Origin of the sequence: Rheinheimera tilapiae (assembly GCF_042432165.1) — a bacterium.
In the GTDB taxonomy this organism is placed as follows: Bacteria; Pseudomonadota; Gammaproteobacteria; order Enterobacterales; family Alteromonadaceae; genus Pararheinheimera; species Pararheinheimera tilapiae.
The window spans coordinates 345,398-370,844 of record NZ_JBHLXP010000001.1; the positions used below are offsets into that span (position 1 = coordinate 345,398).

30 protein-coding genes and 1 tRNA gene are annotated in these 25,447 nt (G+C 54.8%); 24 read left to right on the top strand and 7 right to left on the bottom strand.

What is annotated here, in order from left to right; all coding sequences use genetic code 11:
• Positions 1-25: 25 nt before the first annotated feature.
• Genes ACFFJP_RS01510 through ACFFJP_RS01535 form a run of 6 tightly spaced genes read left to right on the top strand, consistent with a single transcriptional unit; the run spans position 26 to position 4,476 of the window.
• The gene (locus ACFFJP_RS01510; RefSeq protein WP_377239733.1) at positions 26-1,504 is read left to right on the top strand and encodes a TrkH family potassium uptake protein; all 1,479 of its coding nucleotides are present in this window, start codon (positions 26-28) and stop codon (positions 1,502-1,504) included.
• Between the two features lie 9 nt (positions 1,505-1,513).
• Positions 1,514-2,527: a sensor histidine kinase gene (locus ACFFJP_RS01515; RefSeq protein ID WP_377239735.1), complete on the top strand. Its 1,014-nt coding sequence runs from the start codon at positions 1,514-1,516 to the stop codon at positions 2,525-2,527.
• Positions 2,524-3,225, top strand: a complete 702-nt coding sequence (locus ACFFJP_RS01520) for a response regulator (protein ID WP_377239737.1) — start codon at positions 2,524-2,526, stop codon at positions 3,223-3,225. The genes ACFFJP_RS01515 and ACFFJP_RS01520 overlap by 4 nt, the downstream gene beginning before the upstream one ends.
• 42 nt (positions 3,226-3,267) lie before the next feature.
• Positions 3,268-3,702 carry a hypothetical protein gene (locus ACFFJP_RS01525; RefSeq protein WP_377239739.1) on the top strand — a complete coding sequence of 145 codons (435 nt, stop codon included), beginning with the start codon at positions 3,268-3,270 and terminating at the stop codon, positions 3,700-3,702.
• Positions 3,692-4,168 carry a phage holin family protein gene (locus ACFFJP_RS01530; protein ID WP_377239741.1) on the top strand — a complete coding sequence of 159 codons (477 nt, stop codon included), beginning with the start codon at positions 3,692-3,694 and terminating at the stop codon, positions 4,166-4,168. Before ACFFJP_RS01525 ends, ACFFJP_RS01530 begins: the two co-directional genes overlap by 11 nt.
• Positions 4,144-4,476, top strand: a complete 333-nt coding sequence (locus tag ACFFJP_RS01535; protein WP_377239743.1) for a hypothetical protein — start codon at positions 4,144-4,146, stop codon at positions 4,474-4,476. The genes ACFFJP_RS01530 and ACFFJP_RS01535 overlap by 25 nt, the downstream gene beginning before the upstream one ends.
• A 55-nt stretch (positions 4,477-4,531) precedes the next feature.
• Here ACFFJP_RS01535 and ACFFJP_RS01540 read toward each other — a convergent pair whose 3' ends face one another.
• Positions 4,532-4,951 (bottom strand): PRC-barrel domain-containing protein, encoded by a 420-nt coding sequence (locus ACFFJP_RS01540; RefSeq protein WP_377239745.1) that lies wholly within the window; start codon positions 4,949-4,951, stop codon positions 4,532-4,534.
• Positions 4,952-5,241: 290 nt separating this feature from the next.
• Here ACFFJP_RS01540 and ACFFJP_RS01545 point away from each other — a divergent pair, with 290 nt between their 5' ends.
• From ACFFJP_RS01545 to ACFFJP_RS01560, 4 genes are all read left to right on the top strand, one after another.
• Positions 5,242-5,403 carry a DUF3309 family protein gene (locus ACFFJP_RS01545; RefSeq protein ID WP_377239748.1) on the top strand — a complete coding sequence of 54 codons (162 nt, stop codon included), beginning with the start codon at positions 5,242-5,244 and terminating at the stop codon, positions 5,401-5,403.
• Positions 5,404-5,446: 43 nt separating this feature from the next.
• Positions 5,447-5,758 (top strand): BON domain-containing protein, encoded by a 312-nt coding sequence (locus ACFFJP_RS01550; RefSeq protein ID WP_377239751.1) that lies wholly within the window; start codon positions 5,447-5,449, stop codon positions 5,756-5,758.
• A 93-nt stretch (positions 5,759-5,851) separates the two neighbouring features.
• Positions 5,852-6,550, top strand: coding sequence for a Crp/Fnr family transcriptional regulator (locus tag ACFFJP_RS01555; RefSeq protein ID WP_377239754.1), 699 nt, complete (start codon positions 5,852-5,854; stop codon positions 6,548-6,550).
• 107 nt (positions 6,551-6,657) lie between these two features.
• A complete protein-coding gene (locus ACFFJP_RS01560) occupies positions 6,658-7,434 on the top strand; it encodes a Crp/Fnr family transcriptional regulator (protein WP_377239756.1) in 777 nt (258 codons plus the stop codon).
• A 59-nt stretch (positions 7,435-7,493) separates the two neighbouring features.
• Here ACFFJP_RS01560 and ACFFJP_RS01565 read toward each other — a convergent pair whose 3' ends face one another.
• From ACFFJP_RS01565 to ACFFJP_RS01575, 3 genes are all read right to left on the bottom strand, one after another.
• The gene (locus ACFFJP_RS01565; RefSeq protein ID WP_377239759.1) at positions 7,494-8,693 is read right to left on the bottom strand and encodes an OmpA family protein; all 1,200 of its coding nucleotides are present in this window, start codon (positions 8,691-8,693) and stop codon (positions 7,494-7,496) included.
• 64 nt (positions 8,694-8,757) lie between these two features.
• Positions 8,758-8,901 (bottom strand): lmo0937 family membrane protein, encoded by a 144-nt coding sequence (locus ACFFJP_RS01570; RefSeq protein WP_377239761.1) that lies wholly within the window; start codon positions 8,899-8,901, stop codon positions 8,758-8,760.
• A gap of 57 nt (positions 8,902-8,958) precedes the next feature.
• Positions 8,959-9,432 (bottom strand): PRC-barrel domain-containing protein, encoded by a 474-nt coding sequence (locus tag ACFFJP_RS01575; protein ID WP_377239763.1) that lies wholly within the window; start codon positions 9,430-9,432, stop codon positions 8,959-8,961.
• 235 nt (positions 9,433-9,667) lie between these two features.
• Here ACFFJP_RS01575 and ACFFJP_RS01580 point away from each other — a divergent pair, with 235 nt between their 5' ends.
• From ACFFJP_RS01580 to ACFFJP_RS01600, 5 genes are all read left to right on the top strand, one after another.
• Entirely contained in the window at positions 9,668-10,084 is a 417-nt protein-coding gene (locus ACFFJP_RS01580; protein WP_377239766.1) for a hypothetical protein, read from the top strand.
• A gap of 134 nt (positions 10,085-10,218) precedes the next feature.
• Entirely contained in the window at positions 10,219-11,043 is an 825-nt protein-coding gene (locus ACFFJP_RS01585; RefSeq protein WP_377239768.1) for a BON domain-containing protein, read from the top strand.
• Positions 11,044-11,144: 101 nt separating this feature from the next.
• On the top strand, positions 11,145-11,621 hold the full coding sequence (locus tag ACFFJP_RS01590; RefSeq protein WP_377239770.1) for a DUF4398 domain-containing protein: 477 nt from the start codon (positions 11,145-11,147) through the stop codon (positions 11,619-11,621).
• Positions 11,618-12,541, top strand: a complete 924-nt coding sequence (locus ACFFJP_RS01595) for an OmpA family protein (RefSeq protein ID WP_377239772.1) — start codon at positions 11,618-11,620, stop codon at positions 12,539-12,541. The genes ACFFJP_RS01590 and ACFFJP_RS01595 overlap by 4 nt, the downstream gene beginning before the upstream one ends.
• A gap of 78 nt (positions 12,542-12,619) precedes the next feature.
• On the top strand, positions 12,620-13,003 hold the full coding sequence (locus ACFFJP_RS01600; RefSeq protein WP_377239774.1) for a DUF1840 family protein: 384 nt from the start codon (positions 12,620-12,622) through the stop codon (positions 13,001-13,003).
• Between the two features lie 36 nt (positions 13,004-13,039).
• Here the strand turns inward: ACFFJP_RS01600 and ACFFJP_RS01605 are convergent, their stop codons facing one another.
• Positions 13,040-13,714 (bottom strand): diguanylate cyclase domain-containing protein, encoded by a 675-nt coding sequence (locus ACFFJP_RS01605; protein ID WP_377239776.1) that lies wholly within the window; start codon positions 13,712-13,714, stop codon positions 13,040-13,042.
• 262 nt (positions 13,715-13,976) lie between these two features.
• On the opposite strand from ACFFJP_RS01605, the gene ACFFJP_RS01610 reads away from it, so the two are divergent.
• The gene (locus ACFFJP_RS01610) at positions 13,977-14,186 is read left to right on the top strand and encodes a hypothetical protein (protein WP_377239778.1); all 210 of its coding nucleotides are present in this window, start codon (positions 13,977-13,979) and stop codon (positions 14,184-14,186) included.
• A 181-nt stretch (positions 14,187-14,367) separates the two neighbouring features.
• On the top strand, positions 14,368-14,562 hold the full coding sequence (locus tag ACFFJP_RS01615; RefSeq protein ID WP_377239780.1) for a hypothetical protein: 195 nt from the start codon (positions 14,368-14,370) through the stop codon (positions 14,560-14,562).
• A gap of 293 nt (positions 14,563-14,855) precedes the next feature.
• Here ACFFJP_RS01615 and ACFFJP_RS01620 read toward each other — a convergent pair.
• Together ACFFJP_RS01620 and ACFFJP_RS01625 are read right to left on the bottom strand one after the other, a co-directional pair.
• A tRNA-Pro gene (locus ACFFJP_RS01620) sits at positions 14,856-14,932 on the bottom strand.
• 237 nt (positions 14,933-15,169) lie between these two features.
• Positions 15,170-15,361 carry a ribbon-helix-helix protein gene (locus tag ACFFJP_RS01625; protein ID WP_377239782.1) on the bottom strand — a complete coding sequence of 64 codons (192 nt, stop codon included), beginning with the start codon at positions 15,359-15,361 and terminating at the stop codon, positions 15,170-15,172.
• A 514-nt stretch (positions 15,362-15,875) separates the two neighbouring features.
• Between ACFFJP_RS01625 and kdpA the strand changes: the two genes are divergently transcribed.
• From kdpA to ACFFJP_RS01660, 7 genes are all read left to right on the top strand, one after another.
• The gene (gene kdpA / locus ACFFJP_RS01630; protein WP_377239784.1) at positions 15,876-17,639 is read left to right on the top strand and encodes a potassium-transporting ATPase subunit KdpA; all 1,764 of its coding nucleotides are present in this window, start codon (positions 15,876-15,878) and stop codon (positions 17,637-17,639) included.
• A 35-nt stretch (positions 17,640-17,674) separates the two neighbouring features.
• Complete coding sequence (gene kdpB / locus ACFFJP_RS01635; RefSeq protein WP_377239786.1) at positions 17,675-19,723, top strand: potassium-transporting ATPase subunit KdpB; 2,049 nt, start codon at positions 17,675-17,677, stop codon at positions 19,721-19,723.
• Position 19,724: 1 nt separating this feature from the next.
• Positions 19,725-20,384 (top strand): potassium-transporting ATPase subunit KdpC, encoded by a 660-nt coding sequence (gene kdpC / locus ACFFJP_RS01640; protein WP_377239789.1) that lies wholly within the window; start codon positions 19,725-19,727, stop codon positions 20,382-20,384.
• 155 nt (positions 20,385-20,539) lie between these two features.
• A complete protein-coding gene (locus ACFFJP_RS01645; protein ID WP_377239791.1) occupies positions 20,540-21,286 on the top strand; it encodes a TorF family putative porin in 747 nt (248 codons plus the stop codon).
• 11 nt (positions 21,287-21,297) lie between these two features.
• Positions 21,298-24,018, top strand: coding sequence for a DUF4118 domain-containing protein (locus ACFFJP_RS01650; RefSeq protein WP_377239793.1), 2,721 nt, complete (start codon positions 21,298-21,300; stop codon positions 24,016-24,018).
• Entirely contained in the window at positions 24,015-24,692 is a 678-nt protein-coding gene (locus tag ACFFJP_RS01655; protein ID WP_377239795.1) for a response regulator, read from the top strand. Before ACFFJP_RS01650 ends, ACFFJP_RS01655 begins: the two co-directional genes overlap by 4 nt.
• A 126-nt stretch (positions 24,693-24,818) precedes the next feature.
• Complete coding sequence (locus tag ACFFJP_RS01660; RefSeq protein WP_377239797.1) at positions 24,819-25,430, top strand: DUF642 domain-containing protein; 612 nt, start codon at positions 24,819-24,821, stop codon at positions 25,428-25,430.
• Positions 25,431-25,447: the final 17 nt, after the last annotated feature.

Genomic DNA, 25,447 nt, shown 5'->3' on the forward strand with positions numbered 1-25,447 from the left:
CCTCTGATGTTGAAGGTGTTTGCTGATGTCCAGCCTCACGTTGTCGGCGCCACGCCAGAGTGGTCGCCTGCTGATTTACAAAGTCCTCGGTTACTTGCTGTTATTGTTGTCGGTGGTACATCTGAGCGGCGCCGCGGTGTCGGTGTATTTTAACGAAAACACTTTTTGGACCTTCCTCGGTACTGCAGCGACCTGTGTCATTGTCGGCTACAGCCTGACGTTAATGGGCCGCGATGCGGTTGCGATGAAGCAGCGACAGTTGTTTTTGTTGACCACGTTAAGCTGGTTGGTCATTTGTGTTTTTTCTGCCTTGCCGTTCTGGCTGATTATTCCTAATTCAAGTTTTACCAATGCCTGGTTTGAGACGGTTTCCGGTATTACCACTACCGGCGCGACTGTCTACTCGGGCTTAGATAATCTGCCAAAAGGTATTTTGTACTGGCGCGCGATCCTGAACTGGATTGGTGGGATCGGCATTATCGTGATGGCCATCGCCATTTTGCCAGCGTTGAAAATCGGTGGCATGCGGCTGTTTAAAACCGAAAGCTCCGACACTTCAGAGAAAATCCTGCCGCGTAGCTCCTCGATGTCGGCGGCGATTGGCGGTGTTTATCTGGTGCTGAGTCTGGTCACGGCGATTGCGTATTATCTGGCTGGTATGAATGGCTTTGATGCCATTACTCATATGATGGCGACTGTTGCAACCGGTGGTTTTGCCAATTACGACGCCTCATTTGGTGTTTACAAAGAGATGCCACAGATTTATTGGCTCAGCAGCTTTTTTATGTTGCTGGCGGCGATGCCTTTTGTGTTGTTTATCAGCATGGTGAAAGGGGATCGCAAAGCGCTGTGGAAAGATCCACAAGTCCGGGCTTTCTTATTAATTGTGGCTTTTTGCACTGCGCTTCTGACTTATTATCAGGTAGCGCATAATGCGCGGGGCGCTTTTGATGCACTGACGCATAGTCTGTTTAATGTGGTGTCGATCATTACCACTTGCGGTTTTGCTTCGGAAGATTACACGCTGTGGGGCAATATGGCGGTGATGCTGTTTTTCTACATCACCTTTGCCGGTGCTTGTTCCGGCTCGACATCAGGCGGCCTGAAAATCTTCCGTATTCAGTTGTCTGCGATGTTACTGGTCAAACAGCTGAAATTGCTGATCCATCCTAAAGCGGTTTGGAGCCAGAAATATGGCGGCAAATCAGTTGATGACCAGTTGCTTGGCAACGTGCTGGCGTTTTGCTTTATCTATTTCGCCAGTATTGGTTTCATTGCGTTGATGTTGTCGTTTTATGAATTAGATCTGGTCACTGCGGTGACAGGCGCAGCAACAGCTGTGGCAAACGTAGGGCCGGGTCTTGGTTCTATTATTGGCCCCGCCGGCAATTTTTCCAGCTTGCCAGATGGTGCCAAGTGGTGGTTAAGTTTAGGTATGTTATTGGGCCGGCTCGAAATTCTGACGCTGGTGGTGTTATTTTCCCCGTCGTACTGGCGGTATTGAGGCAACACGATGGCCTTGGCTTATCTGCAAAAGAATAGCGGGTGGCGTCATTCACTGCTGTGGTCGGTCAGCGGGATCCTGCTGCTGCCGGTACTGGGGTGTCTGCTGCTGATACCGCTGCGCGAGGCCATCAGTCCGACTGATGTCGCGATGCTGTTGTTATTGTGGATCAGTGCGATGGCTCTGCAGTTTGGCAAAGCACCGGCGATGCTGACGACGATCTGGTCGGTGTTATTGCTGAACTGGTGTTTTGTGCCGCCGTATTACACGCTGAACGTGCATGATATCAGTAACTTTATCAGCTTTTTTGTCATGGCTGCGTTTGGGGTATTTATCAGCTATTTGTCTGATCGTTTGCGTCAGCAACTGCATACCAGCGCACAGCAACAATTGCAGGTGGAACTGGAACAACAACGCGCCGTGTTGCTGCGCAGTCTGTCACATGATCTGCGCACACCACTGGCGACCATCATGGGCGCGTCCAGTATGCTGGCGGATACTGATTTGCAATTGTCGGCCGAGCAACGGCAGCAACAGGCGCAGAATATCTATCAGCAAAGTCTGCTGCTCAATCAACATTTTGAAAAAGTGCTGGAATTAAGTAAAGCCCAGCTGATGCGCGATTCGTTGCGGATCAGTGTATTCAGTGCAGATGATTTAATTGCCGGCGCGCTGGCCAGACGCAGTGACGATGCCGGCTTAATGCCGGTTTGCCTGCGACCGGAGGGCGCGGCGCAGCAGCTATCCGGCGATTTGGAGTTATTAGAAATGGCGCTGGCGAATTTACTGGAAAATGCCCATCGACACGGTGCTCCGCCTTATCAGCTGGTGTTCAGCGCGGCGGACGGGCATTACCAGTTGCGACTGCACAATGCCCCCGGCGAAAAACGTCAGACGCAGCGCGACAGCGGCACCGGGCTTGGACTGCGGATCTGTCAGACCGTCGCGGCATTGCATCGTGGCCGCTTTGTGCTGGAACACAACGCGACCGGCGTGACGGCGTTGCTGGAGTGGCCACAATGAAAAGTACCACGCCAACATTAATGCCTGCACCAAACCGGGTCCTGCTGCTGGAAGACGACGCGGGTATGCAGAGCTTTCTGCAGGCTTTGCTGCAAAGTCAGGGTTATCAGCTAGAGATCTGTGCCGAAGGGCTCAGTGGTCTGGAACTACTGGCGCACCAACATTTTGATGTGCTGCTGCTGGATTTGGGCCTGCCAGACATCGATGGCATTGAGCTGTTACGCCAGTTGCGGCAATGGTCCGAGGTCCCGGTGATTGTCATTTCGGCCCGAGGTAAAGAACAGGACAAAGTGACGGCACTGGATTGTGGTGCCAACGATTATGTCACCAAACCGTTCAGTGCCGGCGAGCTGCTGGCACGGTTACGGGCAGCGCTGCGACCGCGGCATGGTCATACACCGGTCCTGGGCTTTGGCACAGTGCGGATTGACCCGGTGCAGCGGCTGGTCCACAAAGATGACGTCGCAGTCCATCTGACCAAAACTGAATACGAAATGTTGTTATGCCTGCTGCGTCACGCCGGCTCTGCATTGACCCACAACCAAATCCTGACCCAGGTTTGGGGCGCTACCTATCAGGACAGACCCGAGTACATCCGTGTGCATATGGCGCAGCTTCGGCAAAAGCTCGAAGACAATCCGGCCGCACCGCAGCATCTGAAAACCGAGGCCGGAGTGGGCTACCGCTTGTGTTTGTAACTTCACTTTGTTTGCGCGTTATTCCCCCGGTGATGCCCTTTTGTGACACAAGTGCGTCAGCGCACCGAAGTCCTGCGCTACAGCTGGCATAGTCGCAGTTCCTGCCCCGCACTGCTGCGGATCTGGCAGAGTTCTGAGGTAGCTATGCAAACGTCAACCGACCCGCTCAAAATGAATACCAGCGCCGATGCCAAAGCATCAGGTTTTAATCATGTGATTGACCAGGCGTCTGCTGCCGCCCATCCGGTAATTGATCAGTTCAGTGTCAAAGCCCATGACACTGTCGATCGGCTGGCCAGCGCCGCCAGTCATAGTGCCGAGAATTTTGATGTACGTTCCGAACAGCTGACCGCTGCCGGGCAACGTCTCGGTAACGCGGTCAGAGGCCAGATCCGTCGCCGGCCTGTGGCTGTACTTGGCGCTGCTGTGGCCACCGGTTTTGTCATCAGCTGGTTGCTGAAATCCCGTGCCGGCTGAACCGGCCGGACCTGCCGATACGCCCGGCGCTGCTCCGGTCCATGCCGCAGCGCCGGGTCTGGTGGATCAGCTGAAAGAGTATCTGCAGCTGATCCGCAGCCAGTGGCGGCAACAATTGCAGTTACTGACTCTCGAGACACAGCGCGCTGCCGAAAGTCTGGTGGCGATCTGTGTGCTTGGGCTCTTTGCCGCATTGCTGCTGCTCAGTAGCTGGGTGATTCTGCTGTTGTTAGTGTGGACCGGTTTGGCTGCGCTTGGCTGGTCAGCCTGGCAGGGTTTGCTGGTGTTATTGCTATTACAGCTGCTGGCGCTGGCAATTTGTTTGCGGCAAATCCGTTATCACAGTCACTTTCTGCGTTTTCCGGCGACGTTGCAAAGCTGGAGCGATCACCCGCCCGGCGATAGCGGCAACAAATCTGAACCACTTGCTGAGGTCGCACCATGTCCTTCACATCCAGTCAGTTAAACCAGCAAATCCAGCGCTGTGCCGGTTCATTGCAAGCCCGCCGGGCCCAGCGCCAACAAGTACAGCACCGGTTGATCGTCCGCTTGAAAACGCCACTGCTACTGGCTGGCGGATTGGTGCTGACCCTGAGTCTGCTGCAGCACCTGTCGGTCGGCGCTGCCGAAAGACGTAAAGGCAGATCGTCGTGGCTACAACAACTGCCGGTCTGGTTGTTCGCGTTGTGGCAGAGTGTACAGCATGTGCGTGTTCTGCCACAGCAACGCACCACGTCGCAGCAACGCGCCGCGGCTAAACAAGCAAACGCATAAAAAAACGGCGGGTGCACAGGTGATTTACTATCACCGGCACCCGCCGTTGCAGCGATTAATTCAGGTTGCTGCCGTAAAAGCTATGAAGTGATTTTTCCCATTCCACATCTTTCATATTGGGCCAGTGGCCTTTGTCAAAACCCGGCGCGTTTTTCAGCCGCTCGGGTGACAAATCCATGACAAAACATTTTTGCAGCGGGTCCAGTTTCAGCATCTTCCAAGGTACGGCGAACAGTTTCTCGCCGAGGCCAAAGTAAGTGCTGAACGACAACACGGCATAGCCGACGCGGCCGGTTTCCACTTCCAACATGATTTCTTTGATGTCACCCAGGGTTTGACCTGCATGATTCAACACGTTGTTGCCAATCAACGTTTCGGCACCCATCAAATGTGGACCCGGGCCTTGTGCCATTAGCGGCGGGGAAAACTGTGGATTGTTGTAAATGCCATAAATATCGCGTTCGTGATAATTCATCTGATGAACCTTCTGTGGTTGCCGGCGAACCGGGCAGTGACGATAACGCCGCGTTGGAGCCGCGGGCGGCGGATGTGTCCTGTAATGGACAGTTCATTGAGCATGCGCTGTCAGCGTGCGGTTCTCTGTTCGGCGGAGCACTTATCCCGCCGACGGCCGGGCTATTGCGCTGTATGTAAATTAGCCATTGCAACGGTGTTGAGTGCGCCAGCGCACCGATCGTCTGTACTGAACCGGGCAGACTTGGGTTATCCGGGACCTTCTGTGCTCCGGCGCCACGGAGGCCACCCATGTCCATTTCGACAATTTTGCTGATCATTCTGATCTTGTTGTTTCTGGGCGCTCTGCCCACCTGGCCGCATAGTCGTAGTTGGGGTTACCGCCCTGGCGGAGCCATCGGCATCATGCTGCTGGTGTTGATTGTGCTGCTGCTAACCGGTCGCGCCGGCTGATGCGGCAAGGTGATTTTTTCTGCTAAACCACGGAGTGTATGTGATGAAAACCAATCAAGTTCTGCGTATTTTTCTGCTGACGCTGAGTCTGGCGACCGTTGCCGGCTGCAGCTCTGAACACAACAAAGAAGGCACTGGTGAGTATCTGGATGACAGCGTGATCACTACTAAAGTGAAAGCGGCGATCCTCGGCGAAAAAACGCTCAGTGTTGCCGAAATCAATGTCGAAACCTTTAAAGGCGTAGTGCAGCTCAGCGGCTTTGTGAATTCACAGCAAGACATTAGTACGGCGATGCGGCTAACGCGCGATATTGGCGGCGTGGTGTCGGTGAAAAATGATATGCGGGTGAAATAACCAGCTATGGCGCAGTGATCGTTATCGCAGGACCAGCAATAACATGCTGGCAACCCTGTCATCTGTTTCTTCATGCGTTAAGAAAGGAGTCTTATGCCAGTCGTGATCCCCGCTACTCAAAGACCACAGATCCAGAACCGGTTGCTGCGACATCTGCCGGAAGCCGAACAAACGGCATTGTTGGCGCAGGCCGAATTGGTGCAACTGGAGTTTGCTGAGGCGCTCTGTTTGCCCGATGAACAATATCAGCATTTGTATTTCCCACTGACGGCGTTTATCTCGCTGATCGCCAAATTGCCAGGCCATCCACCGCTGGAAATGGGGCTGGTCGGCTATGAAGGCATGCTCGGAGTCACCATATTGCTGCAGACCCGGCAAGTGCCGTCAGAAGCGATAGTGCAGGGCGCAGGCCTCGCCTGGCGCTTCCCGGTACCGGTGTTTGAAGCGGCGTTGGCGCAGAGTGAACATCTGGCGCCTTTGCTTCGCGTGTACATGTATCTGTTGTTACGTCAGCTCAACAAAAACGCGGTCTGTGCGCATTTTCATCAGGTCGAAGCGCGGTTAGCGCGGTGGTTACTGATGAGTCACGACCGGATCCAGACTGATGAATTGTATTTAACCCATCAGTTTCTGGCTGACATGCTGGGCGTGCGCCGCAGCAGTATCACGGTCGCCGCCGGCGATTTACAGGCCAACGGCATCATTTTGTATAACCGGGGCCGGCTGCATATTCTCGACCGGCAAAGCCTATTGGCACGCAGCTGCAGCTGTTACCAGCCCTTGAGTGGTTAGAACAACAACTAAACACCGCATATGTGCGTTACCGCACATAGCGATAAATTTTTTCTCGTATACTACAACTGTATCTTTTTAGGTACGCTACCGCAAAAGGATCTGCTATGACGATTGACCCGCCGGCAGTAAAATCTGTATCGGAAAAACTGCACACCAAAGCTACGCAGCCGCCACCAGAAGCAAACCGCCTGTTATGTGAACTCCCGCCTGACGTCAAACAACGGATTAACCCGCACCTGGAACTGGTGGAACTCAAACTGGGCCAGGTGATTGGTGAAGCTGGCTGCAAGATGCGTTACGTGTATTTCCCGGTCGACTCGATCATTTCACTGTTATATGTGATGGAAAATGGCGCTTCGGCAGAAATAGCCGTCGTTGGCAACGACGGCATGGTTGGCGTGGCGCTGTTTATGGGCGGCGAAAGCACCACCAGCCGCGCCGTGGTGCAAAGTGCCGGTTATGCCTACAAGTTGTTTGGTCAGCGCCTGAAAGACGAATTTAACCGCCACGGCGCTTTGTTATATTTGCTGCTGCGTTATAGCCAGGTATTGTTAACGCAGATGGCGCAAACGGCGGTGTGTAATCGCCATCATAGTATCGAACAGCAGCTGTGCCGCTGGTTGTTGTTGTCGATAGACCGGCTGCCAAATGATCATTTGCTGATGACGCAGGAACTGATCGCCAATATGCTCGGTGTGCGCCGGGAGGGCGTCACAGACGCTGCCGGTAAACTACAGCGAATGGGTATCATCAATTACAGTCGCGGTCATATCGAAGTGGTGAACCGCAAGCTGTTGGAAGACACCTGCTGCGAATGCTACAACGTGGTCAAACATGAATCGGAACGTTTAATGCCACCGGGGCATTGCGGCAAATTCTGATAATTGACAGAAAAAAAACAGCGGCCTTAGCCGCTGTTTTTTTTGTCGTGCGGAAGTCGTTATTGCAACAGCAAACGAAACAGTACCCGCATATTGGCCATTGCTGCGCTGGAACGCAGTTCGGACGGCTTAATCTCCACTTCGGCCGGTGACGCTTCGCCGTAACCGATACTGGTCAGCCGGGCTGGGGTTAGCCCGCCTTCATTGGTCAGATAGTCCTGCACTGCTTGCGCCCGGCGCTCACTGAGCTGCTGATTATAAGCATCGGTGCCACTGGCCGAGGTATAACCGGCGATCTGTACCTGCGTATCCGGTTGCGCTTTTAACGTTGCAACATGCTGCGCCAGGATGGTTTTGGCGGCAGGCGTCAGCGCAGACTGGTTAAACTCAAAATGCACGTCGGCCAGTTCTATCAATACCGGCGCGGCGTCTGGCGCTGCAGGCGCTGGCGGATCGGCGTACGGTTCCGGTGCTGCAGTTGGCTCGGGTGCTGCCGTGGGCTCAGCATAAGCGGTGCGCTGACCATATTGGTACACCAGACCCAGCGACAGCAGCTTCATATCGCCCTGGTCGCCCCAGAGATCATCCAGCCGGTAGCGTTCCAGTTCCAGCCGCATGCCCCAATCCGGCGTCAGCTGATATTCCAAACCTGCACCAAATTTATGTTTCAGATAGTGCTTACTGCGGTCGTACTGATCCAGATTGATCGGCCGCTGATACTCAAGCCGCGAATCAGTGTCGTTATAGGTCAGACCCAGTCGCGCCGTGACCGCAAAAGCACTGCCTAATAACATCCGCGCCACCAAATCCAGATTGGCCCCCTGATCACGCAGATGACCAGCGAGCGGATACGTGCTGCCGTCCGGCGTGGCGGCAGTGACAGCGGAGAAATCCACTTCACCGAGGCGAAAATAACCGCCCTCCAGTGCCAGATAATCATTCAGCGCGAATCCGGCAAACAGCTTATAGCCGGTGTCATTGGTATTGCGCGACAACGACGCCAGCGGTAAACCTTGCGCCTGCATATCACGTTCAAGTTGTGAGGTATCGAGACTGAGCCGCGATTCGCCAACACTGGCACCGACATACCAGGAAGGTGTTTCCATCCGGTAACTGTCGGCCATTACGAGCTGTGGCAATACTAAAACGCAGCCGCTGCAGAACCACAACGCCAGTGTTCGCGGCGTCAAATGTGGGCAAGATGCAACAGATGCGTCAGCGGGCAGTGCCGGGGCGACGCCTTTGGATTGTATTAACATAATCATCTCCAACAAATCCGGACCTGCCTTACGGGGGCGGAACCGGCAATAAACGGGACCGTCTCTAACTGCGGGCCTGAAAGACATCAACCAGCAGCAGGATCAGCGCAAATACCAATAACGCGTGGATCAGGCTGCCAATCCCTATCGGCGCTAACAGCCCAAGCAGCCACAGCACCAGCAATACCAAAGCGACGGTTCTTAACATGTCAGTTCTCCTATGGGTTGTTGGCCAGCTGACGGCGCGTCCGCGCTGGCCAGACTGTCAGTCACTGCTGTAAAAGCCATCTACCTTGCGCTGCCACTGCGGATCGGCCATCGCCGGCCACAGGGCACGGTCAAAACCAGCCTGACGCTGTAATTCGGTATGTTCAGCTTCAGCGCTAAAGTGGCGCTGGTCAGCATCCAGCACCAATGCATGCCAGGGCAGGGCGAACAGGCGCGGCGGTGCGACAAACGAGCTGGGATAGGCCAGCACTGCATAGCTAATCCGGCCGGTTTTCAGGTCCAGCACAATGCTGTCCAGCGTGCCTAATACCTCACCGCGATGATTCTTCAGCCGCTGCCCGACCAGCTTTTTACAGCCAAGCAACAAAGTGTCGGGATTATCTGCGTTGACTGGATATGGCTCAGTCGATCCGGCGTGCATTGCGGCATGGTTTGCGGCATGGTGCCGCTGCGCGGTACCGCCCGAAATGGACCCTGTTGCTGCTAAGGTTGCTTTATGGTGTTTGTTCATCGGACGCTCCTGTGTCATGACATTCACTCCCTGCAACATGGCTGGTTTGACGGCGTTGATCTGTGCGCTGCAGCACCGAGTCCGTAAAAGCCCCCGGCAACAACCCTGATTTGCTAACAGCATTGCCACAATTGATGCCATGCGCGCTAACGCACCGACTACAGCCTGCTGACTTGCCAAGCTGCACGTCCGGTTCCTGCAACTCTGCAAGACGCCGAATTACCCTGAGGTCCTTATGAATAAGTTCACCGAACAGAATAAAGCTGCTGCAAAAATCGACCCGAATACCACCACGGCAAAAACTGACGCTGCGGCCAAAACGGCCAAAGACGATGCCAAAGCAACTGCCAGCGACACCACCAACATGAGCAAAGCGGTTGCCGCTGATAAAGCGAAAATGGACGCCACCAGCCACAAACCTGCTGATAGCGGCAAACCGGCTGACAGCGTGAAAAAAGATGCGTTTAACGGCAAATGGCATAGCCAAATTCAGGCGGCAAAAAGCAACTGGAGCAAAATCAGTGAAAGCGAATTACTGAAATCCGGTGGCGTGGAGACCAACCTGACTGATTTGGTGCAACAGCGTTATTCGCTGAGTCAGGACATGGCGAGCAAACAGGTAAAAAGTTTTATTGATAAATGCCATTGCTAAGTGAATTTGCACCAGGACCTGACCAGACGGCGGAGCCTAAATAGCTGATTCGCCGCTGTTGTCCGGCCCTGTGCAGCACAGCCGGCGCTGCCAGTGCAGCACCGGTTGCCTTTTCCACCAACAGGAGCACGCTGATGAACCCTCTCTATCGCAAGTTTATGTTCGCCTCGGCCATTTTATTAACGATGGCACCGCAAACAGTTCTGGCCGCCGATGCAGTCACCACCTCGATGGATGACGTGCGGCAGGAAGCTCAAATCGCCACCAGCTATGCGTTAAATCCGTATTTGCGCGCCAACGATCTGAAAGTCACAGTACAAAAAGGCAAAGCGGTATTGACCGGTAAAGTGGATGAAAAAGTCAGTAAAGAACTGGCCAGTGAAATCGCGCTGGGCGTGTCAGGAATTACGGATGTCGACAATCAAATTGTGGTTGAAGCCAGTTATGTGCCGCATTTTGGCCAGAGTGGATTTGGCGACAAAATTGATGATGCCAGCATTTCTGCCGCTATCCGCTCGAAATTGCTGTGGAACAAGGATGTGGATTCGGTGGGCACCGATGTCAAAACGAAAAATGGCCGGGTCACCCTGACTGGCAGTGCCGACAGTCAGTCCGCCAAAGATATCGCCAACCGGCTGGCAATGAATACCCGCGGCGTGATGTCTGTGACCAACAATCTGAAAATTCAGGATCATCCGATGAGCGACGACGACAAAGCAAAAGCGAAAAAGCAGGATGAAAGTCACAACATTTCGGACAGCTGGATCACGGCCAAAGTGAAATCCAGTTTTATGTACTCCAGCAATATCAGCGGTGGCGACATTGATGTCAGCACCAACAACGGCATTGTGACACTGACCGGCAAAGTGGCCAGCGGCATTGAACGCTCACTGGCGATCGAAACTGCGCAGAATATTCGCGGCGTTAAAAGTGTGACCTCAAAAGCATTGTTGTTCTGATATGCCGGATCCGGCAGAGCCTGGCAAGACAACATGCCGGGCGCTGCAGGGCTTTTGTCCTGAACACTCCCGGTATCAAGAACCCGGGCAAGGAGTTGCAGATGTCGAATCAAAAGTTGAATCAAATGTTGAATCAAATCCAGAAATGGTTGCCGGACTGGCCGCGCTTACCATTCTGGCCGCGCCTGCCGCTCTGGCGCCGGCTGCTGCCGGTAATAGCGCTGCCGGTGCTGGTACTGACCGGCGCTGCCGCCTGTAGCTCTTCGCCGCTGGCCACCACCGATGAAATGACCAGAGCAGAGCGCACCATCGCCCGCGCTGAACAGGACCGTGTTGGCCAATATGCCGCCAGTGAACTGGCCGAAGCGCGGCAAAAACTGCAGGCATCACGCAGCGCCTTATTGCATCGGGACGCCGTCAATGCAGATCGCTATGCCATGCAAGCCACACTGGATGCCGAGCTGGCTGTTGCCCGCGCAGATTTGGCGCAGGCCAATAGTGTCAACGACGAGATGAAAACCAGTCTCGGTATCCTGCAGCAGGAAATGCTGCGTAACACGCAAGGAAATCAGCCATGAACCTGCCCTTTGTTTTGACCCCGTTACGCCGGGCGCGCCAGCTGTGCTGGTATGGCCTGACGCTAACTGTATTGACGGCCTGCAGCAGTGCACCGAAGCTCGCCAGTGGTATTACTGATGTGCGCGCTGAACTCAGTGCCCTGCAGGCCAATCAGGAGCTGGCGGTGTTGGCGCCGACGGCGATCACGCAAGCTGAACAGGCGGTGCGCGCAGCGGAACAACCGGTAAAAGACGAAGCATTATCCAGTCATCTGGTGTTTGTCGCTGACCGCAAAGTGAATATTGCCTGGGCGCAGGCGCAAAGTCGTTATGCCGAAGATCAGCAAAAAGTGCTGACCAAAGCGCGCGATGACGCCCGGCTGGATTCCCGCACCCGTGAAGCGGATTTGGCGCAGCAGGATGCACGTAATGCCCGCACTGACGCTGCGGCGGCTCGCCAGCAAACTGATGTGGCGCAGCAGCAGGTATTAACTGCCAAAGCCGATGCTGATAACGCGGCGCAATTGGCCAGCGAACTGCAGGCACAAATAAAACTGCTGAACGCCCGCCAGTCGGAACGGGGTTGGGTGGTGACCTTGGGTGACGTGTTATTTGACACCGGCAAAGCCAATCTGAAGTCCGCCACCAGTCAGCATCTGAGCGATCTGGCATCGTTTCTCAGCAAGTATCCGCTACGGGGCGCCATTATTGAAGGTCACACTGACAGTGTCGGCAGTTCGGGTTACAACCAGGGATTGTCGCAACAACGTGCGGACAGCGTGCGGAATTTTCTGTTAGGCCGCGGCATTCAGTCCGGCCGGCTCAGCAGTCAGGGCAAAGGGGAAGAGCTGCCGATCGCCGGCAATGACTCAGTGGGTGGACGTCAGCAAAACCGTCGGGTCGAAGTGATCATTACGGAACCGGCGCTAGCCGCGCGCTGATCCGTAGCATCAATATCAAGCATCGCAGCTGCCGGGTGTGACACCGGCAGTGTTTTTTTCAATAACGGAGTGATGATTATGATTACCTTCACAACACCAAACTGGTACCCGCTGACCTACCTGCAGGCTCAGGGGGAGCAGATGCTGCAAATGATGGGCTGTACGCCCTATGACAACAACACCGGTCGTGGCGGCAAAGCGGCAAAAGCCGAAGGCATAGTGCCGGCTGGCGCCGTTGCTGATGCGCTGGCGTTATTGCAACAACACAGTGACGCTGACGCCCAGGCCGCCGTACAGACTGACCAGGCGGACAACAGCAATCTGGCCGGGCATATCGCGCCGGTATTGCAGCTGGAATCACAAATCAGTCTGGCTACCCGTACCTTTCCACTACTGCAGTTACTGCAGGCCGCTCAAACGGCGGGCCAACCGGTGATTTGGCGTCATTCGACCAACAGCTGACCGGCGCTGCGCCTGCAACGCCGGGCGAGATAAAGGTTAACCGGTAGTCTTGCCATTCATTGCACTGATGCGAAAATGCCGGCCACCATCCGCTTTGGCGGCGTACATCGCCTGATCAGCCTTTTCAATCAGGCTGGCCAGAGTCTGACCATGTAACGGGTAAATCGCGACGCCGAGACTGATTTGTGGCACTATGACCTGCTGACTGATGGTCATCGGTTGCGTAGCACAATGCAGCAGTTTGTTAACCAGCAGCTGGACATCACGTGGTTCACAGGTCAGTGGCAACAGCAAGACAAACTCGTCACCGCCATAGCGGCAGACGGTGTCAGTGATCCGCAAACATTGTTGCAACCGCGCCGCTAACTGCACCAGTACCTGATCGCCGGTACTGTGGCCAAAGTGGTCGTTGATTTGCTTAAAACGGTCAATATCGATAAATACAACTAACACTTCGGTATGTTGACGTGTCGCTTGGCGGAAGGCTTGGGAAGCCCGATCACTTAGCAACAGCCGGGTTGGCGTCTGGGTCAGAAAATCGAGCTGACTTTGTTGGCGCAGCCGCTCAAAGGTTTGTAGGTCGTTGGCAATTTGCTGGCGGGCCTGATAAAGCTCAGTGCGTAACCAATTGTTTTCAATCACGAGTTGCTCTGGAGTCAGTGCTGACGTTGCACTGTGCACCAGTAATGCCTGTTTTATTTTTTCAGCCATGTTATTTGCTCTCACAATCCCTTTTTACGCACTGCTGTGCTGGTGGCTGCCTGACAACATCACGTCTGCCTTGCAGAGACGGTTAAAGCTTATCAACTGGTCTTAAGATGATCGGTTCGATATCCCACATGGCTGATGCACGTGGCTGTGGGCTAGCGCACCGAACATTGGTTAAACGCGAACGATAATAGCGCCGTCTGTACAGCAATACCGCTGACACTCCGCTGTTTTTGCCGCTGTATTATTTTAAGTAAGGACACCCATGATCATCAAAGCGAAGACTGAGAACACAACACCGCTGCGGGCCGGCTTTAACAGCCTGGTGCCGGATCCGGATAAATGGCTGCAGTTTGACCAAAACCAACGATTGTCCCGGGCACTGCGCAGCAAAGCGACTGCGGAGCAGAATTTTTGGCATGGCTGGAGTGCCATGTTGGTGAAGTTACATTTGAAGACCAGCCCCGGTAAATGACCGGGCCAGCGTGGCGACCGCCGCATTGTTTGAACCCCACCGCAACACCAGGAGCGCCAGAAGCCATTAACCAGCCAGGCTGACATGAAACGGTTATACCGGCTTTGATTGTCATTGCATTATAATAAGATTATAATGGCTGGTTAATGTGCTTTTCATGTTCAAATCAGGAGTTGATTAGATGCAATCTTTTTCCGAATCGCAATGGCGTGTTGGTATTGATGTGATTGTCACTGATTCAACCAGTGAATATTTTGGTCTGGTGGGGTCTGTCGTACGGATCTCCACGCGGGAAAAAGGCGTCAGATGTTCAGTCAATTTTGACGGGGATGTATACGGCTTTGAAAAAGATGACCTGCAAATAGCGACGCTCTAAATAGAACTGCTCTGAATAAAGTTAAATAAAACAGTTATTTAACCTTGATTAATGCTACGGCCGAGGCAGAGTTCGGCCAATGAATCCCTCACTGAATTTCCCGTTTTTTTTATCGTCATGTCTGCGGCAAATACGCCTTATGAGCACCACTGCGTCGATCAATATCGCGATCGGGACAAGCTGCTTTGCGCTGTCTGATAAAGCTGTGTCTGAGAGTGCGTACTGTGGTCGTTGTGGACTGAACAAGGCTGGTACTGCGGGGCCACAGCGACAACAGGCCGGCAGAAAAAAAATGGTCGGTGATGCAAGATTCGAACTTGCGACCCCTTGGACCCAAACCAAGTGCGCTACCAAGCTGCGCTAATCACCGACTGCTGAATTGGGGAAAAATCAATTCTGCTGACATGGTCATCAATGGGTATCTGATGATAATCGCATTATAATGTGATTACACTTCGATTACCAGATATTGGCACACTGATTATTCCTGCTGACTTTGAACAGCAGCCTCAACGAGAGCTAATGGGTGGGTTGTGGTCACAGCGCAGCCCAGACTGTTGACCAGAGTTTTGCTTGATATGGTGGGGCAAAACGTAGTGAGCGGCAGTTATGAAGAAGCTTCACCGTCGCGCTTGGCGATCCTGGCTTTGTAATCAATACCATGGTCCGTCAGGTAGCTGCGGATCAATTGCCGCAACACCTGTGACGGGGTGATGTCCTGTTGCAGACACAACTCTTCCAATGCAGCTTTTTTATCCGGGTCAATCAAAATGGTTAACCGGGCTGTTTTCTTTTCCATGGGCACACTACTTAGTTAAGGTTGTTCAGTACGGGCAGAATCAGATTTTTATCTGCTAGTTATTACCATCTTATTGTAAGGCGATTGCAATAAGTTGCCAATGTCACTACAGCAGCTGATATGCCGTGTTCCAGCATATTCATTGCAAATCTTCACGCTGAAACAGCGCTCTGATCTCGACTTCTCTATGACCCTGCATGGGCTGTGTTCGGCCCAAAACAGCGCCTCATCCAAGTCTTTGACCTGCCACAGTCAGAAACCGGCAGCTCGCTGTCCGAGCGAGTTATAAGGCTCTTTACTGACTCGAACACGCCCATTGTGGCGCTGATTTTACGCCTTCTTTACGCCAGCCCCTGCTTTGCATCTGGAGACTTTACGGCCGGAACTCTGACAATTCTCAATGGAATTACCACTGAGGAAAAGTGATGAACTGGTTGTTGTTATTCACCCTGTGTGCTCTGGCGCTGGTGCTGGCGGAAGCCATGCGTGCGCCGGAAAGATTTTAGGAGCGGCGATGGACGTTGTATTGATTTTACTGGCGGCGGGGCTGTTGTCCTGGCCGCTTGGCCGTTATATGACGGCAGTGTTTGCCGGTGCGCTGCACTGGTCCGATAAAATATTCGCCGGACCGGAGCGGTTAATCCTGCGCCTGCTTGGCGTCGATGGCCGTGCCGGTATGAACTGGCGGCAATATGGTCTGGCGTTTATTGCGGCTAACCTGCTGCTGGGCATCATCGCCTATGTACTCTTGCTGAGTCAGCATCTGCTGCCACTAAATCCGGATAATGCCGGGCCGCTGAGCTGGGATTTAGCGCTGCATACCGCCGTGTCGTTTTTAACCAATACCAATCAGCAACATTATTCCGGCCAGCTGCAACTGAGCTTTTTCAGTCAGAGCGTGGTGCTGGTGACTTTGCAGTTTTTAACGCCGGCGATGGGGCTGGCATTAGCACTGGCGGTGCTGCGCGGCATGACCGGTGGCCTGAATGCTGCGACTTCTAAAACCGGCGAGCCCCGTAACCTTGGTAACTTCTATCAGGACACACTGCGCGCTTTTACCCGCGTGTTGTTGCCGTTGTCGGTGGTGTTGGCGCTGTTGCTGGGCAGTCAGGGCGTACCGTCGAATTATCAGCTGGCAACTGAAGCTGTGTTGCTGGACGCGCCGGCTGAACAGGCACAAAGCCAGAAAATCCCACAAGGCCCGGTCGCTGCGATGGTCGCGATCAAACAGCTCGGCACTAATGGCGGCGGCTGGTATGGCCCGAACAGCACGAACCCGCTGGAAAACCCAACGCCGTTTTCAAACGCCTTACAAACCATTGCGTTAGTGCTGGTGCCAATGGCGATGCTATGGCTGATGGGCGGCATGTTAGGCCGTGCCGCTGCTGCCGGTGGTTCAGGCACACATGCCGGCCTGAGCGTTGCGGCAGGACAGGGATTTGCCCGGATGAGCTTTGCCGTGATGGCCGTGCTGAGCCTGTGTTTTGTCGCAGCGGCTGTCTATAGCGAATTGCAGCCGAATGCGGCTTTTGCCGGCCTTGGCGCCACTGGTGGCAACATGGAAGGGAAAGAAGTGCGTTTTGGCACCGATTTGTCAGCGCTCTGGTCGACACTGACTACGCAGACGTCAAACGGCTCGGTCAATGCCATGCATGATTCAATGAATCCGCTGGCGGGCCTGATCAGCCGGGCCGGCATGCTGATTAACGCGATCTGGGGCGGTATTGGCTGTGGCCTGATTAACTTTATCGTCTACATCTGGCTGGCCGTGTTTATTGCCGGGCTGATGATTGGCCGTACGCCGGAGATCTTTGGCCGCAAGCTGGAGAAAACCGAACTGAGCTGGCTCGGCCTGTTATTGGTGCTGCCGAGCGCGGTGATCCTTGTGTTGACTGCGATCACGCTGTCCGTTCCAGCCTGGACCGGCAACAGCAATCCGGGTCTGCACGGTATTTCCCAGGTGTTTTATGAATACACCTCCGCCTTTGCCAACAATGGTTCTGGCTTTGAAGGCCTCGCTGACAACACGCCATGGTGGAGCCTCAGTACTGTGCTCGCGCTGCTGCTGGGTCGTTATCTGCCACTGCTGATCCCATTGCTGATTGCCGGCCGTTTGGCGAGAAAAGCCGTGACGCCACCCGGCGCAGCCAGTTTACCGCTGCAGAGCCTGACCTTTGGTGTGACTGTGGTGGTGGTGATCCTGTTGCTGAATTTCCTGTCTTTCCTGCCGTCGATGGTGCTTGGCCCGATTGGCGAAGCCCTTGTTGACCTGCGTTAGTGCCTTAATTATTGAGTTTCGAAGCGGAGTATCTGATGAATCATTCAATGCGTATCAGCGCCAGCGCAGTGCGGACGGCCAGTCTGGATGCATGGCGCAAACTGGCGCCAGGGCTTGCCATTAAAAGCCCGGTGATGTTTGTGGTCTGGGTTGGCACTGTGCTGTCGTTTGGTATGACGGTACAGCGCCTGGCACAAGGCGAACCTTATGGTTTTGCGCTTTGTACCAGCCTGATTTTGTTTTTTACCGTCTGGTTTGCCAACTTTGCCGAAGCCATCGCCGAAGCGAGAGGCCGCGATCAGGCGGCGAGTTTAAAAGCCACCCGGCGCGATTTAACTGCGACTTTGCGCAACAAAGCCGGTCAGCTGACGCAGGTTAATGCCAGCGCGCTGAAAAATGGTGATCTGTTGGTGGTTGAAGCCGGCCAGCTGATCCCAGCCGATGGCGAAATCGTGTTAGGTGTGGCCTCCATCAACGAGTCGGCGCTGACCGGGGAATCGGCGCCGGTGCTGCGTGAAGCCGGCACCGACCATTCCGGGGTGATCGCCGGCACTATGTTGCTGAGTGGCCATATCGAAGTGCAGGTTACGGCGGAATCCGGCCACAGCTTCTTAGACAAAATGATCCGGCTGGTTGAAGGCACTCAGCGGCAAAAAACACCCAACGAACTGGCGCTGACCGTGTTGTTGGCGGCGCTGACCCTGGTGTTTTTGCTGGCGGTTGCGACGTTACCGGCGATGGCGGAATTTGTTGGCATCACACTGGACCCGCTGCTGCTCATCGCTTTACTGGTGTGTTTAATTCCGACCACGATTGCCGGTCTGCTGCCAGCCATTGGCATCGCCGGGATGAACCGCGCTTTAGCCGCTAACTTGATTGCTAAATCGGGTAAAGCGGTGGAAGTGGCCGGTGACATCGACACTTTGCTGTTGGATAAAACCGGCACTATCACGTTCGGTGATCGCCAGGCAACAGCATTCCTGCCGCTGCCGGGCGTGACGCAGACCGAACTGGTGCGCGTTGCCGTGCTGAGTTCGTTGCAGGACCCAACACCGGAAGGCAAATCTGTAGTGAAACTGGCACGGGATCTTGGTGATGTCACGACATTGCCGATTGATGCCGAGTTTGTACCATTCAGTGCCGAAACCCGCTTATCTGGTTTACGCCTCGCTGCGGCAGAGTCGTCTGGCAAAGATAGCGGCTTTGCTCACGCTTTTGCCTACAAAGGCGCCAGCGATGCGATCCGCCGCTTTGCATTAGCGCAGGGACTGGCAGTGCCACAGGCGCTCGATGGCATTGTCAGCAAAGTCGCGCAGCAAGGTGCCACGCCGCTGGTGGTGGTGTCCCAACAACGGATCCTTGGCGTGATCCAGCTCTCCGACGTGATCAAACCCGGCGTAGCGGAACGTTTTGCCAAATTGCGCGCGCTGGGTGTACGCACCGTGATGGTGACCGGTGACAACCCAATCACTGCCGGTGCTATTGCCGCGGTGGCGGGTGTTGATGACTTTGTTGCTGAAGCGCGGCCAGAAGATAAGCTGGCGCTGATCCGGGCCGAGCAGGCCAAAGGCCATCTGGTTGCGATGGTCGGGGATGGCACCAACGACGCGCCGGCACTGGCACAGGCGGATGTTGGCCTCGCGATGAATTCTGGTACTCAGGCAGCGAAAGATGCCGGCAATATGGTCGATTTGGATTCAGATCCAACCAAGTTACTGGCGGTGGTCGAAGTAGGCAAACAGCTGCTGATCACGCGCGGCGCGCTGACCACTTTTTCGCTCGCCAATGACGTGGCCAAGTACTTTGTCATCATTCCTGCCGTGTTTGCCGCGTCTATGCCAGGCATTGGCCTGTTGAACCTGATGCAGCTGCCAGATCCGCAACTGGCGGTGATCTCAGCACTGATTTTTAATGCGGTGATCATTCCAATTTTGATCCCACTGGCGCTCAAAGGCGTGGCCATTCGCGCCATCAGCGCAGAAAAACTGCTGCGTAATAACCTGCTGATCTATGGACTGGGTGGTCTGCTACTGCCTTTTGCTGCGATCAAACTGATTGACCTTGGCCTGAACTGGATGCTTTGAGATGAATTCTAAATCTGCTTTTGCTCAACCTATTTCTGTGACCACGCCAGACGATGCGCCTGTTGCGCAGCATGCCGTGTGGCAACCGGCGCTGCGCTTTAGTCTGGCTGGGTTGGTGCTATGTGGCGCTTTGTATTCCGGCGGCGTGACGCTGCTGAATCAACTGCTGTTTCCGGCACAATCTGCCGGCAGTTTGATTCATGGTACCGATGGCAAAGTGCTGGGCTCGGTGCTGGGCTCGGTGTTGGTGGCACAGCCGTTTAGCGCTGAGCACTATTTTCATGGCCGGCCGAGTGCGGTGAATACCGACCCAATGAATACCGCCGGTTCTAACTTAGCGCCATCAAACCCGGCGCTGCGCGAGCGGGTGGCGGCTGACAGTGCGCGTCTGAGTGCTTTGTATCAGGTGAAAGCCGAGGCACTGCCACTGGACCTGCTGGCCAGTTCCGGCTCCGGTGTTGACCCGCATATCAGCCCGGCGTCGGCACAACTGCAGGTTGACCGTGTGGCGAAGGCCCGGGGTTGTGCACCTGCGACTGTGGCTGCTTTGGTAGCGCAACAGACCCAAGCGCCGCAGTGGGGTGTGCTTGGCGAGCCGCGCATTGCCGTGTTGCCGCTGAATCTGGCGCTGGATCAGGCTTGTCCGCAGCAAGGACAGTGATCTGCTGCTGAAGTGCTGGGTTTCGCTGCGCTCTATCCACCCTACGCACCGGATACAGGATTGTAGGGGGCAAAGAGCCTGCGAATTGCACCGGATACCGCGTATCGCATACCGGGTATCGCATACCGGGTATGACTATTTTTTTAAGGATCTTTATGAAAGCTTTATCTCGTGCCGTATTTGGTTTCGGTAAAATTTGTGCCGTAGCAGCATTATTTGGTTCGAGTGCGCAGGCAGACGCTGTGCAATCCGGCTGGCAAAGCAGCGGCAATCTGACTTATATCTCGGATTATCTGTTTCGCGGCATCTCCCAAACCAATGAGGGCATGGCGTTGCAGGGTAGCCTGACGCTGGCTACTCAGGACGGCTGGTATGTCAGCAGTTGGGCCTCCAATATCCGCTTTGGTGAGGGTAGCATGGAACTGGATTTGCTGGCCGGGCGCAAATGGACGCTTTATGACGACATGACGCTGGATCTCGGCCTGATGCAGTACCGCTATCCACAAGGCCATAACAGCAGCAATGGCTTTAACTACTGGGAAGCCTACAGCAAACTGAGTCTGGGCGCCTGGACCTTGGGTCTGGCGCTGACCGACAATTATTTCGCCACTGGTGTCGGCAAATTTGGCTACCTGAGCGCCGACTGGCAACAGGCGCTGACTGCCACTGTGCAGCTGCAGGCGCATGCCGGGCTGAACCGGTTCGCAGCAGCCGATGAGTTCAGCACTTTTCTCGGTGGCGACACTGCCGCTAGCAGTTATCTGGACTGGAGTCTGCTGCTGCAGGCGCAGTGGCTGACGCTGGACTGGGCGGTAGGCTTCGCCGGCACTGACGTCTCGGCTCAGGCTTGTCCGGCGCTGTGTGATGATCGGCTGTTACTGCGTCTGAGTCGCAATTTCTAGGGATGTAAGCAATGAGTTCGACCCGCTATCCATCGCAGCATCAATACTCTGCATCAAAGCCTGACCTTCGCCGGCAACAGGCCGATGCGTTGTTAAAATCGCTGACGCCAAGCGGCGGCCAGTTGAAAATTTTCCTTGGTGCTTCGCCGGGCGTGGGCAAAACCTGCGCCATGCTGGAGGCCGCGCGCGAGCTGCAACAGCAAGGTGTGTCGGTGCTGGTCGGACTGATAGAAACCCATGGCCGCAGTCATACTGCGGCCTTACTCAGTGATTTCCCGCTACTGCCGCGGCGCGAAGTTGAGTATCAGGGCCAGCTGCTGACCGAGTTTGATCTGGATACCGCACTGGCACAGAAACCGAAACTGATCCTGGTCGACGAGCTGGCGCACAGCAATATTCCCGGTAGCCGGCACAAGCGCCGTTATCAGGATATTGCCGAATTGCTGGAAGCCGGCATTGATGTCTACACCACGATGAATATCCAGCACGTCGCCAGTCTGAACGACCTGGTGCTGCAGGTCAGCGGCGTGCGGGTGCGCGAAACGGTGCCGGACCAGTTTATCGACGATGCGCATCAGCTGGTGTTTGTTGATTTAGAGCCGGCGCATTTGCTGCAACGGCTGGCGCAGGGCAAAGTTTATCTGGGTGACTTTGCCACACAGGCGCAGCAGCAGTTTTTCCAGCTGGAAACCTTAACGGCGCTGCGCGAAATGGCGATTAAGCTGGTGATGCACCATGTCGACAGCCAGCTAAAAACTGAGCAACAGGCCAAAGCGACCAGCCAGGACTACACCATCGCCGACAAGCTGCTGGTGCTGATCTCCAGCCGGCGTGACCATGAATATCTGATCCGTATCGGCCGGCGCGTGGCAGAAAAACGTCAGGTACCCTGGGTCGTGGTCTGGGTCGATACCGGTGCAATGCAATATCAGGCGCAGCAACAACGGCTGCAGGCGGCTTTTGCTTTAGCGCGTGAACTCGGCGCCAGCACTGATGTACTGCGCGGACCTTCCACCTTGCAGACCATCGGGCCTTATATCACCGAGCAGCGGATCAGTGCCGTGCTTGTCGGCGCCGGCACGCTACGTTGGTGGCAACCCTGGCGTAAACCTTTGTATCAGCAGCTGGTCAATAGCGGCTTGCCGCTGGAAGTGTCAGTGTATCGCGCTGATGCCTGCAGCCATGCCGAACTGCCATTGCCGGCCAGTCCTTTTGGCCAGACCACCGGTTATGGCGTTGGCGCGCTATTAATGGCGCTCGCCAGCGCTGTGGCACTGGTGTTGCACCGGGTGCTGGATAACGACAATCTAGTGCTGATTTATGTACTGGCGGTGGTGGCCTGTGGCCTGAAATACGGCGCGCGACCGGCGATTTTTACCGCCGTCTTGTCGTTTTTCAGTTTTAACTTTTTTCTGACTGAACCCTATTTCAGCTTTAACGTGAATAAAAGTGACGACCTGGCCACGCTGATTTTTATGCTGGTGATTGGCATGGTCTGTGGCCCGGCGGCATCAAAAATTCGCCAGCAGCTTTTACTGCTGAAAGCCGCCAATCGTTTTTCCGAATTTCAACGTGATTTTGCCGCTCGACTGACCGTGGTACATCAGACCGAAGAACTGGCGCAGGTGCTGGCGGCGCAACTGAGCAGTGCGCTGCAGGCGCCGGTGCATCTGGCGATCAAAGCAGAAAACCAGTGGCAGTTATTGCCTACGGCCACTGGGCCATTATTGCCGATTGACGGTGCGGTGCTGGACTGGTGTCGCCAGCATCAAGCTATGGCCGGCCGCTTCAGTGATACGTTAAATGCCAGCGTCTGGACGGCACAGCCGTTAATAGTGCAGCAGCAAGCTGTGGCGGTGTTGATGGTCCGGTTTCCGACTCAGCAGGCTGTGCTGCGACCGGACGATGAGCGCTTGATCACCAGCTTATTGCAACAAGCCGGCTCGGTCTGGCAACGCATCAGCCTGAGCAGTGAACTGGAAAGTTCGCGCGTGAAAGCAGAAATGGAGCAGCTGCGCTCAGCATTGTTAAGTTCAGTGTCGCATGATTTGCGCTCGCCCTTATCCGCCATGATGGGCTCGGCTGAAAGCCTGTTGGTGCTGGAGCAGCAGATCAGTGCGGCGGATCGGCATGAACTGCTGCAAACGATTTTGAGTGAAAGCCAGCGGCTGGACCGATATATCCAGAATCTGCTCGATATGACCCGGTTGGGCCATGGCCAGCTCAAATTGGAACGCGACTGGGTGTCGGTCAATGATATCCTCGCCAGTGCACGGCAACGCTTAAAACGGTTTTTCCCGCAGCAGGAATTGTTGTGTCAGGTCAGTGCTGAATTGCCGCCATTGTTTGTCCATGCCGCATTGCTGGAGCAGGCGCTATTTAATATTCTGGAAAATGCCGCCCGTTACAGTCCGCCGGACGTGCCTATCGTCGTGACGGCCGAGCTGCGGACGGATAAGGGTCATCGTTGCTGCCATATTGAAATTGAAGATCAGGGCCCAGGCATCGCGACAGATTTACGCGAAAAAGTCTTTGATATGTTTTACGTGGTGGCTGACGGCGACAGCAAACGCCACAACACCGGCATGGGGCTGGCGATTTGCCGCGGCATGATTGGTGCGCACGGCGGTACTGTCGAAGCCCGTGCCGCGAAGAGCGGTCAGGGGTCCTGTTTTGTCGTGGAATTACCGCTGCCGGCGCAGTGCCGTGAGGCGCAGGAGGAGATGGTGTGAGCGCAAAAGTACTGGTGGTCGACGACGAGGTCCAGATCCGCAAAATGCTGCGTATTGCGCTGAAAAGTGTCGGTTATGAAGTAGTCGAAGCGGACAGTGTCGAGTCTGGGCTAGCCGCTGCGGTGCGCCAGCAACCGGACTTGCTGGTGCTGGATTTAGGTCTGCCGGACGGGGATGGCAGTGAATTGTTGGCGGAACTGCGCAGTTTTAGCAAAGTGCCGGTCATCGTGCTGTCGGTACGCGCCAGCGATCGCGATAAAATTCAGGCGTTGGATTTGGGCGCACAGGATTTTGTCACCAAACCGTTTAGCGTCGAAGAGTTGCTGGCACGGGTGCGGGCGCAGCTGCGCGATCGCCTAGTGCAGACGGCCTCGCCGGTGCTGAGCGACGGCCATTTGCAGATTGATTTGGCACTGCGGCAGGTGCAGGTGGCTGGTCAGAGCGTCGAGTTAACACCGAAAGAATATGCGGTGCTCGCCGCTCTGGCGCAGCAAGTACACAAAGTGGTGCTGCAAAAACAGCTGCTCGAGCAAATCTGGGGCCCCAGTCATGGCGACAATACTCACTATTTACGGATAGTTGTCAGTCACTTACGGCAAAAGCTGGGTGACGATCCAACTGCACCGCATTATTTAAAAACCGAAGCCGGAGTGGGTTATCGCTTGTGTCTGTGACGGACGAAAAGAATAAAATTTAACCAGCTCAATGACTTATGTAATGATTAAAAAACATACTGGTCAGGCCTGAAACAAACTGATAGCATGCGCGCCACTTTCAGGTTGTACAGAGGACTGTGTTGTATGAAATGGGCTGTAATTTCTGCGTTATTCCTGGCACTGGCTGGTACTTCAGCACAGGCAACTGTGATCGCTAATGGTAACTTTGAAGACAACGTGATTGGCAACAACAGCTGGCGCTGGTTTGGTGCCGATCAGGTGAATGGCTGGGATGGCAGCAATCTGGAGATCTGGCGTGGTTATGCCGGTGTTCAGGCATATAGCGGTCAACAGTTTATTGAATTAAATGCCCACGGCAGCAATAACGGCGCCTGGTCGATTTTCCAGACTTTCAATACCGTCAGCGGTGCACGTTATCAACTGAGTTTCGCCTACCGCGCCCGCGCCAGCGACAACGAAGTGTTCAGCGTGTCAGTGGCAGATCTGAACCAGATCATGACGGACCACAGCACTGCTGAATGGCGTCTGTTTACCGGTTATTTCACCGCCGGCAATACCAGCAGTTTGCTGCGTTTTACTTCCGGCAATAACGGCACTATCGGTAACTTTATCGATGATGTCAAAGTGACGGAACTGCCGCCGCAAATCGCTAGCAATCCGGTACCAACAGGCCCAACGGGTGTGTTATTGGCTATCGCCGCTGCAGCCATGTTTTGGCGTCGCCGCGCAGTCTAACCGACGAATCTCTTGAA

Excerpts from the sequence above, each read along its gene's own strand:
- ACFFJP_RS01550 (WP_377239751.1), top strand. The coding sequence starts at position 5,447 with ATGAAAACCAATCAAGTTCTGCGTATTTTTCTGCTGACGCTGAGTCTG.
- ACFFJP_RS01595 (WP_377239772.1), top strand. The coding sequence starts at position 11,618 with ATGAACCTGCCCTTTGTTTTGACCCCGTTACGCCGGGCGCGCCAGCTG.
- ACFFJP_RS01615 (WP_377239780.1), top strand. The coding sequence starts at position 14,368 with ATGCAATCTTTTTCCGAATCGCAATGGCGTGTTGGTATTGATGTGATT.
- ACFFJP_RS01660 (WP_377239797.1), top strand. The coding sequence starts at position 24,819 with ATGAAATGGGCTGTAATTTCTGCGTTATTCCTGGCACTGGCTGGTACT.
- ACFFJP_RS01560 (WP_377239756.1), top strand. The coding sequence starts at position 6,658 with ATGACGATTGACCCGCCGGCAGTAAAATCTGTATCGGAAAAACTGCAC.
- ACFFJP_RS01645 (WP_377239791.1), top strand. The coding sequence starts at position 20,540 with ATGAAAGCTTTATCTCGTGCCGTATTTGGTTTCGGTAAAATTTGTGCC.
- ACFFJP_RS01535 (WP_377239743.1), top strand. The coding sequence starts at position 4,144 with ATGTCCTTCACATCCAGTCAGTTAAACCAGCAAATCCAGCGCTGTGCC.
- ACFFJP_RS01585 (WP_377239768.1), top strand. The coding sequence starts at position 10,219 with ATGAACCCTCTCTATCGCAAGTTTATGTTCGCCTCGGCCATTTTATTA.
- ACFFJP_RS01510 (WP_377239733.1), top strand. The coding sequence starts at position 26 with ATGTCCAGCCTCACGTTGTCGGCGCCACGCCAGAGTGGTCGCCTGCTG.
- ACFFJP_RS01545 (WP_377239748.1), top strand. The coding sequence starts at position 5,242 with ATGTCCATTTCGACAATTTTGCTGATCATTCTGATCTTGTTGTTTCTG.
- ACFFJP_RS01625 (WP_377239782.1), bottom strand. The coding sequence starts at position 15,361 with ATGGAAAAGAAAACAGCCCGGTTAACCATTTTGATTGACCCGGATAAA.
- ACFFJP_RS01600 (WP_377239774.1), top strand. The coding sequence starts at position 12,620 with ATGATTACCTTCACAACACCAAACTGGTACCCGCTGACCTACCTGCAG.
- kdpA (WP_377239784.1), top strand. The coding sequence starts at position 15,876 with ATGGACGTTGTATTGATTTTACTGGCGGCGGGGCTGTTGTCCTGGCCG.
- ACFFJP_RS01610 (WP_377239778.1), top strand. The coding sequence starts at position 13,977 with ATGATCATCAAAGCGAAGACTGAGAACACAACACCGCTGCGGGCCGGC.
- kdpC (WP_377239789.1), top strand. The coding sequence starts at position 19,725 with ATGAATTCTAAATCTGCTTTTGCTCAACCTATTTCTGTGACCACGCCA.
- kdpB (WP_377239786.1), top strand. The coding sequence starts at position 17,675 with ATGAATCATTCAATGCGTATCAGCGCCAGCGCAGTGCGGACGGCCAGT.
- ACFFJP_RS01555 (WP_377239754.1), top strand. The coding sequence starts at position 5,852 with ATGCCAGTCGTGATCCCCGCTACTCAAAGACCACAGATCCAGAACCGG.
- ACFFJP_RS01540 (WP_377239745.1), bottom strand. The coding sequence starts at position 4,951 with ATGAATTATCACGAACGCGATATTTATGGCATTTACAACAATCCACAG.
- ACFFJP_RS01580 (WP_377239766.1), top strand. The coding sequence starts at position 9,668 with ATGAATAAGTTCACCGAACAGAATAAAGCTGCTGCAAAAATCGACCCG.
- ACFFJP_RS01590 (WP_377239770.1), top strand. The coding sequence starts at position 11,145 with ATGTCGAATCAAAAGTTGAATCAAATGTTGAATCAAATCCAGAAATGG.
- ACFFJP_RS01515 (WP_377239735.1), top strand. The coding sequence starts at position 1,514 with ATGGCCTTGGCTTATCTGCAAAAGAATAGCGGGTGGCGTCATTCACTG.
- ACFFJP_RS01575 (WP_377239763.1), bottom strand. The coding sequence starts at position 9,432 with ATGAACAAACACCATAAAGCAACCTTAGCAGCAACAGGGTCCATTTCG.
- ACFFJP_RS01605 (WP_377239776.1), bottom strand. The coding sequence starts at position 13,714 with ATGGCTGAAAAAATAAAACAGGCATTACTGGTGCACAGTGCAACGTCA.
- ACFFJP_RS01520 (WP_377239737.1), top strand. The coding sequence starts at position 2,524 with ATGAAAAGTACCACGCCAACATTAATGCCTGCACCAAACCGGGTCCTG.
- ACFFJP_RS01650 (WP_377239793.1), top strand. The coding sequence starts at position 21,298 with ATGAGTTCGACCCGCTATCCATCGCAGCATCAATACTCTGCATCAAAG.
- ACFFJP_RS01570 (WP_377239761.1), bottom strand. The coding sequence starts at position 8,901 with ATGTTAAGAACCGTCGCTTTGGTATTGCTGGTGCTGTGGCTGCTTGGG.
- ACFFJP_RS01565 (WP_377239759.1), bottom strand. The coding sequence starts at position 8,693 with ATGTTAATACAATCCAAAGGCGTCGCCCCGGCACTGCCCGCTGACGCA.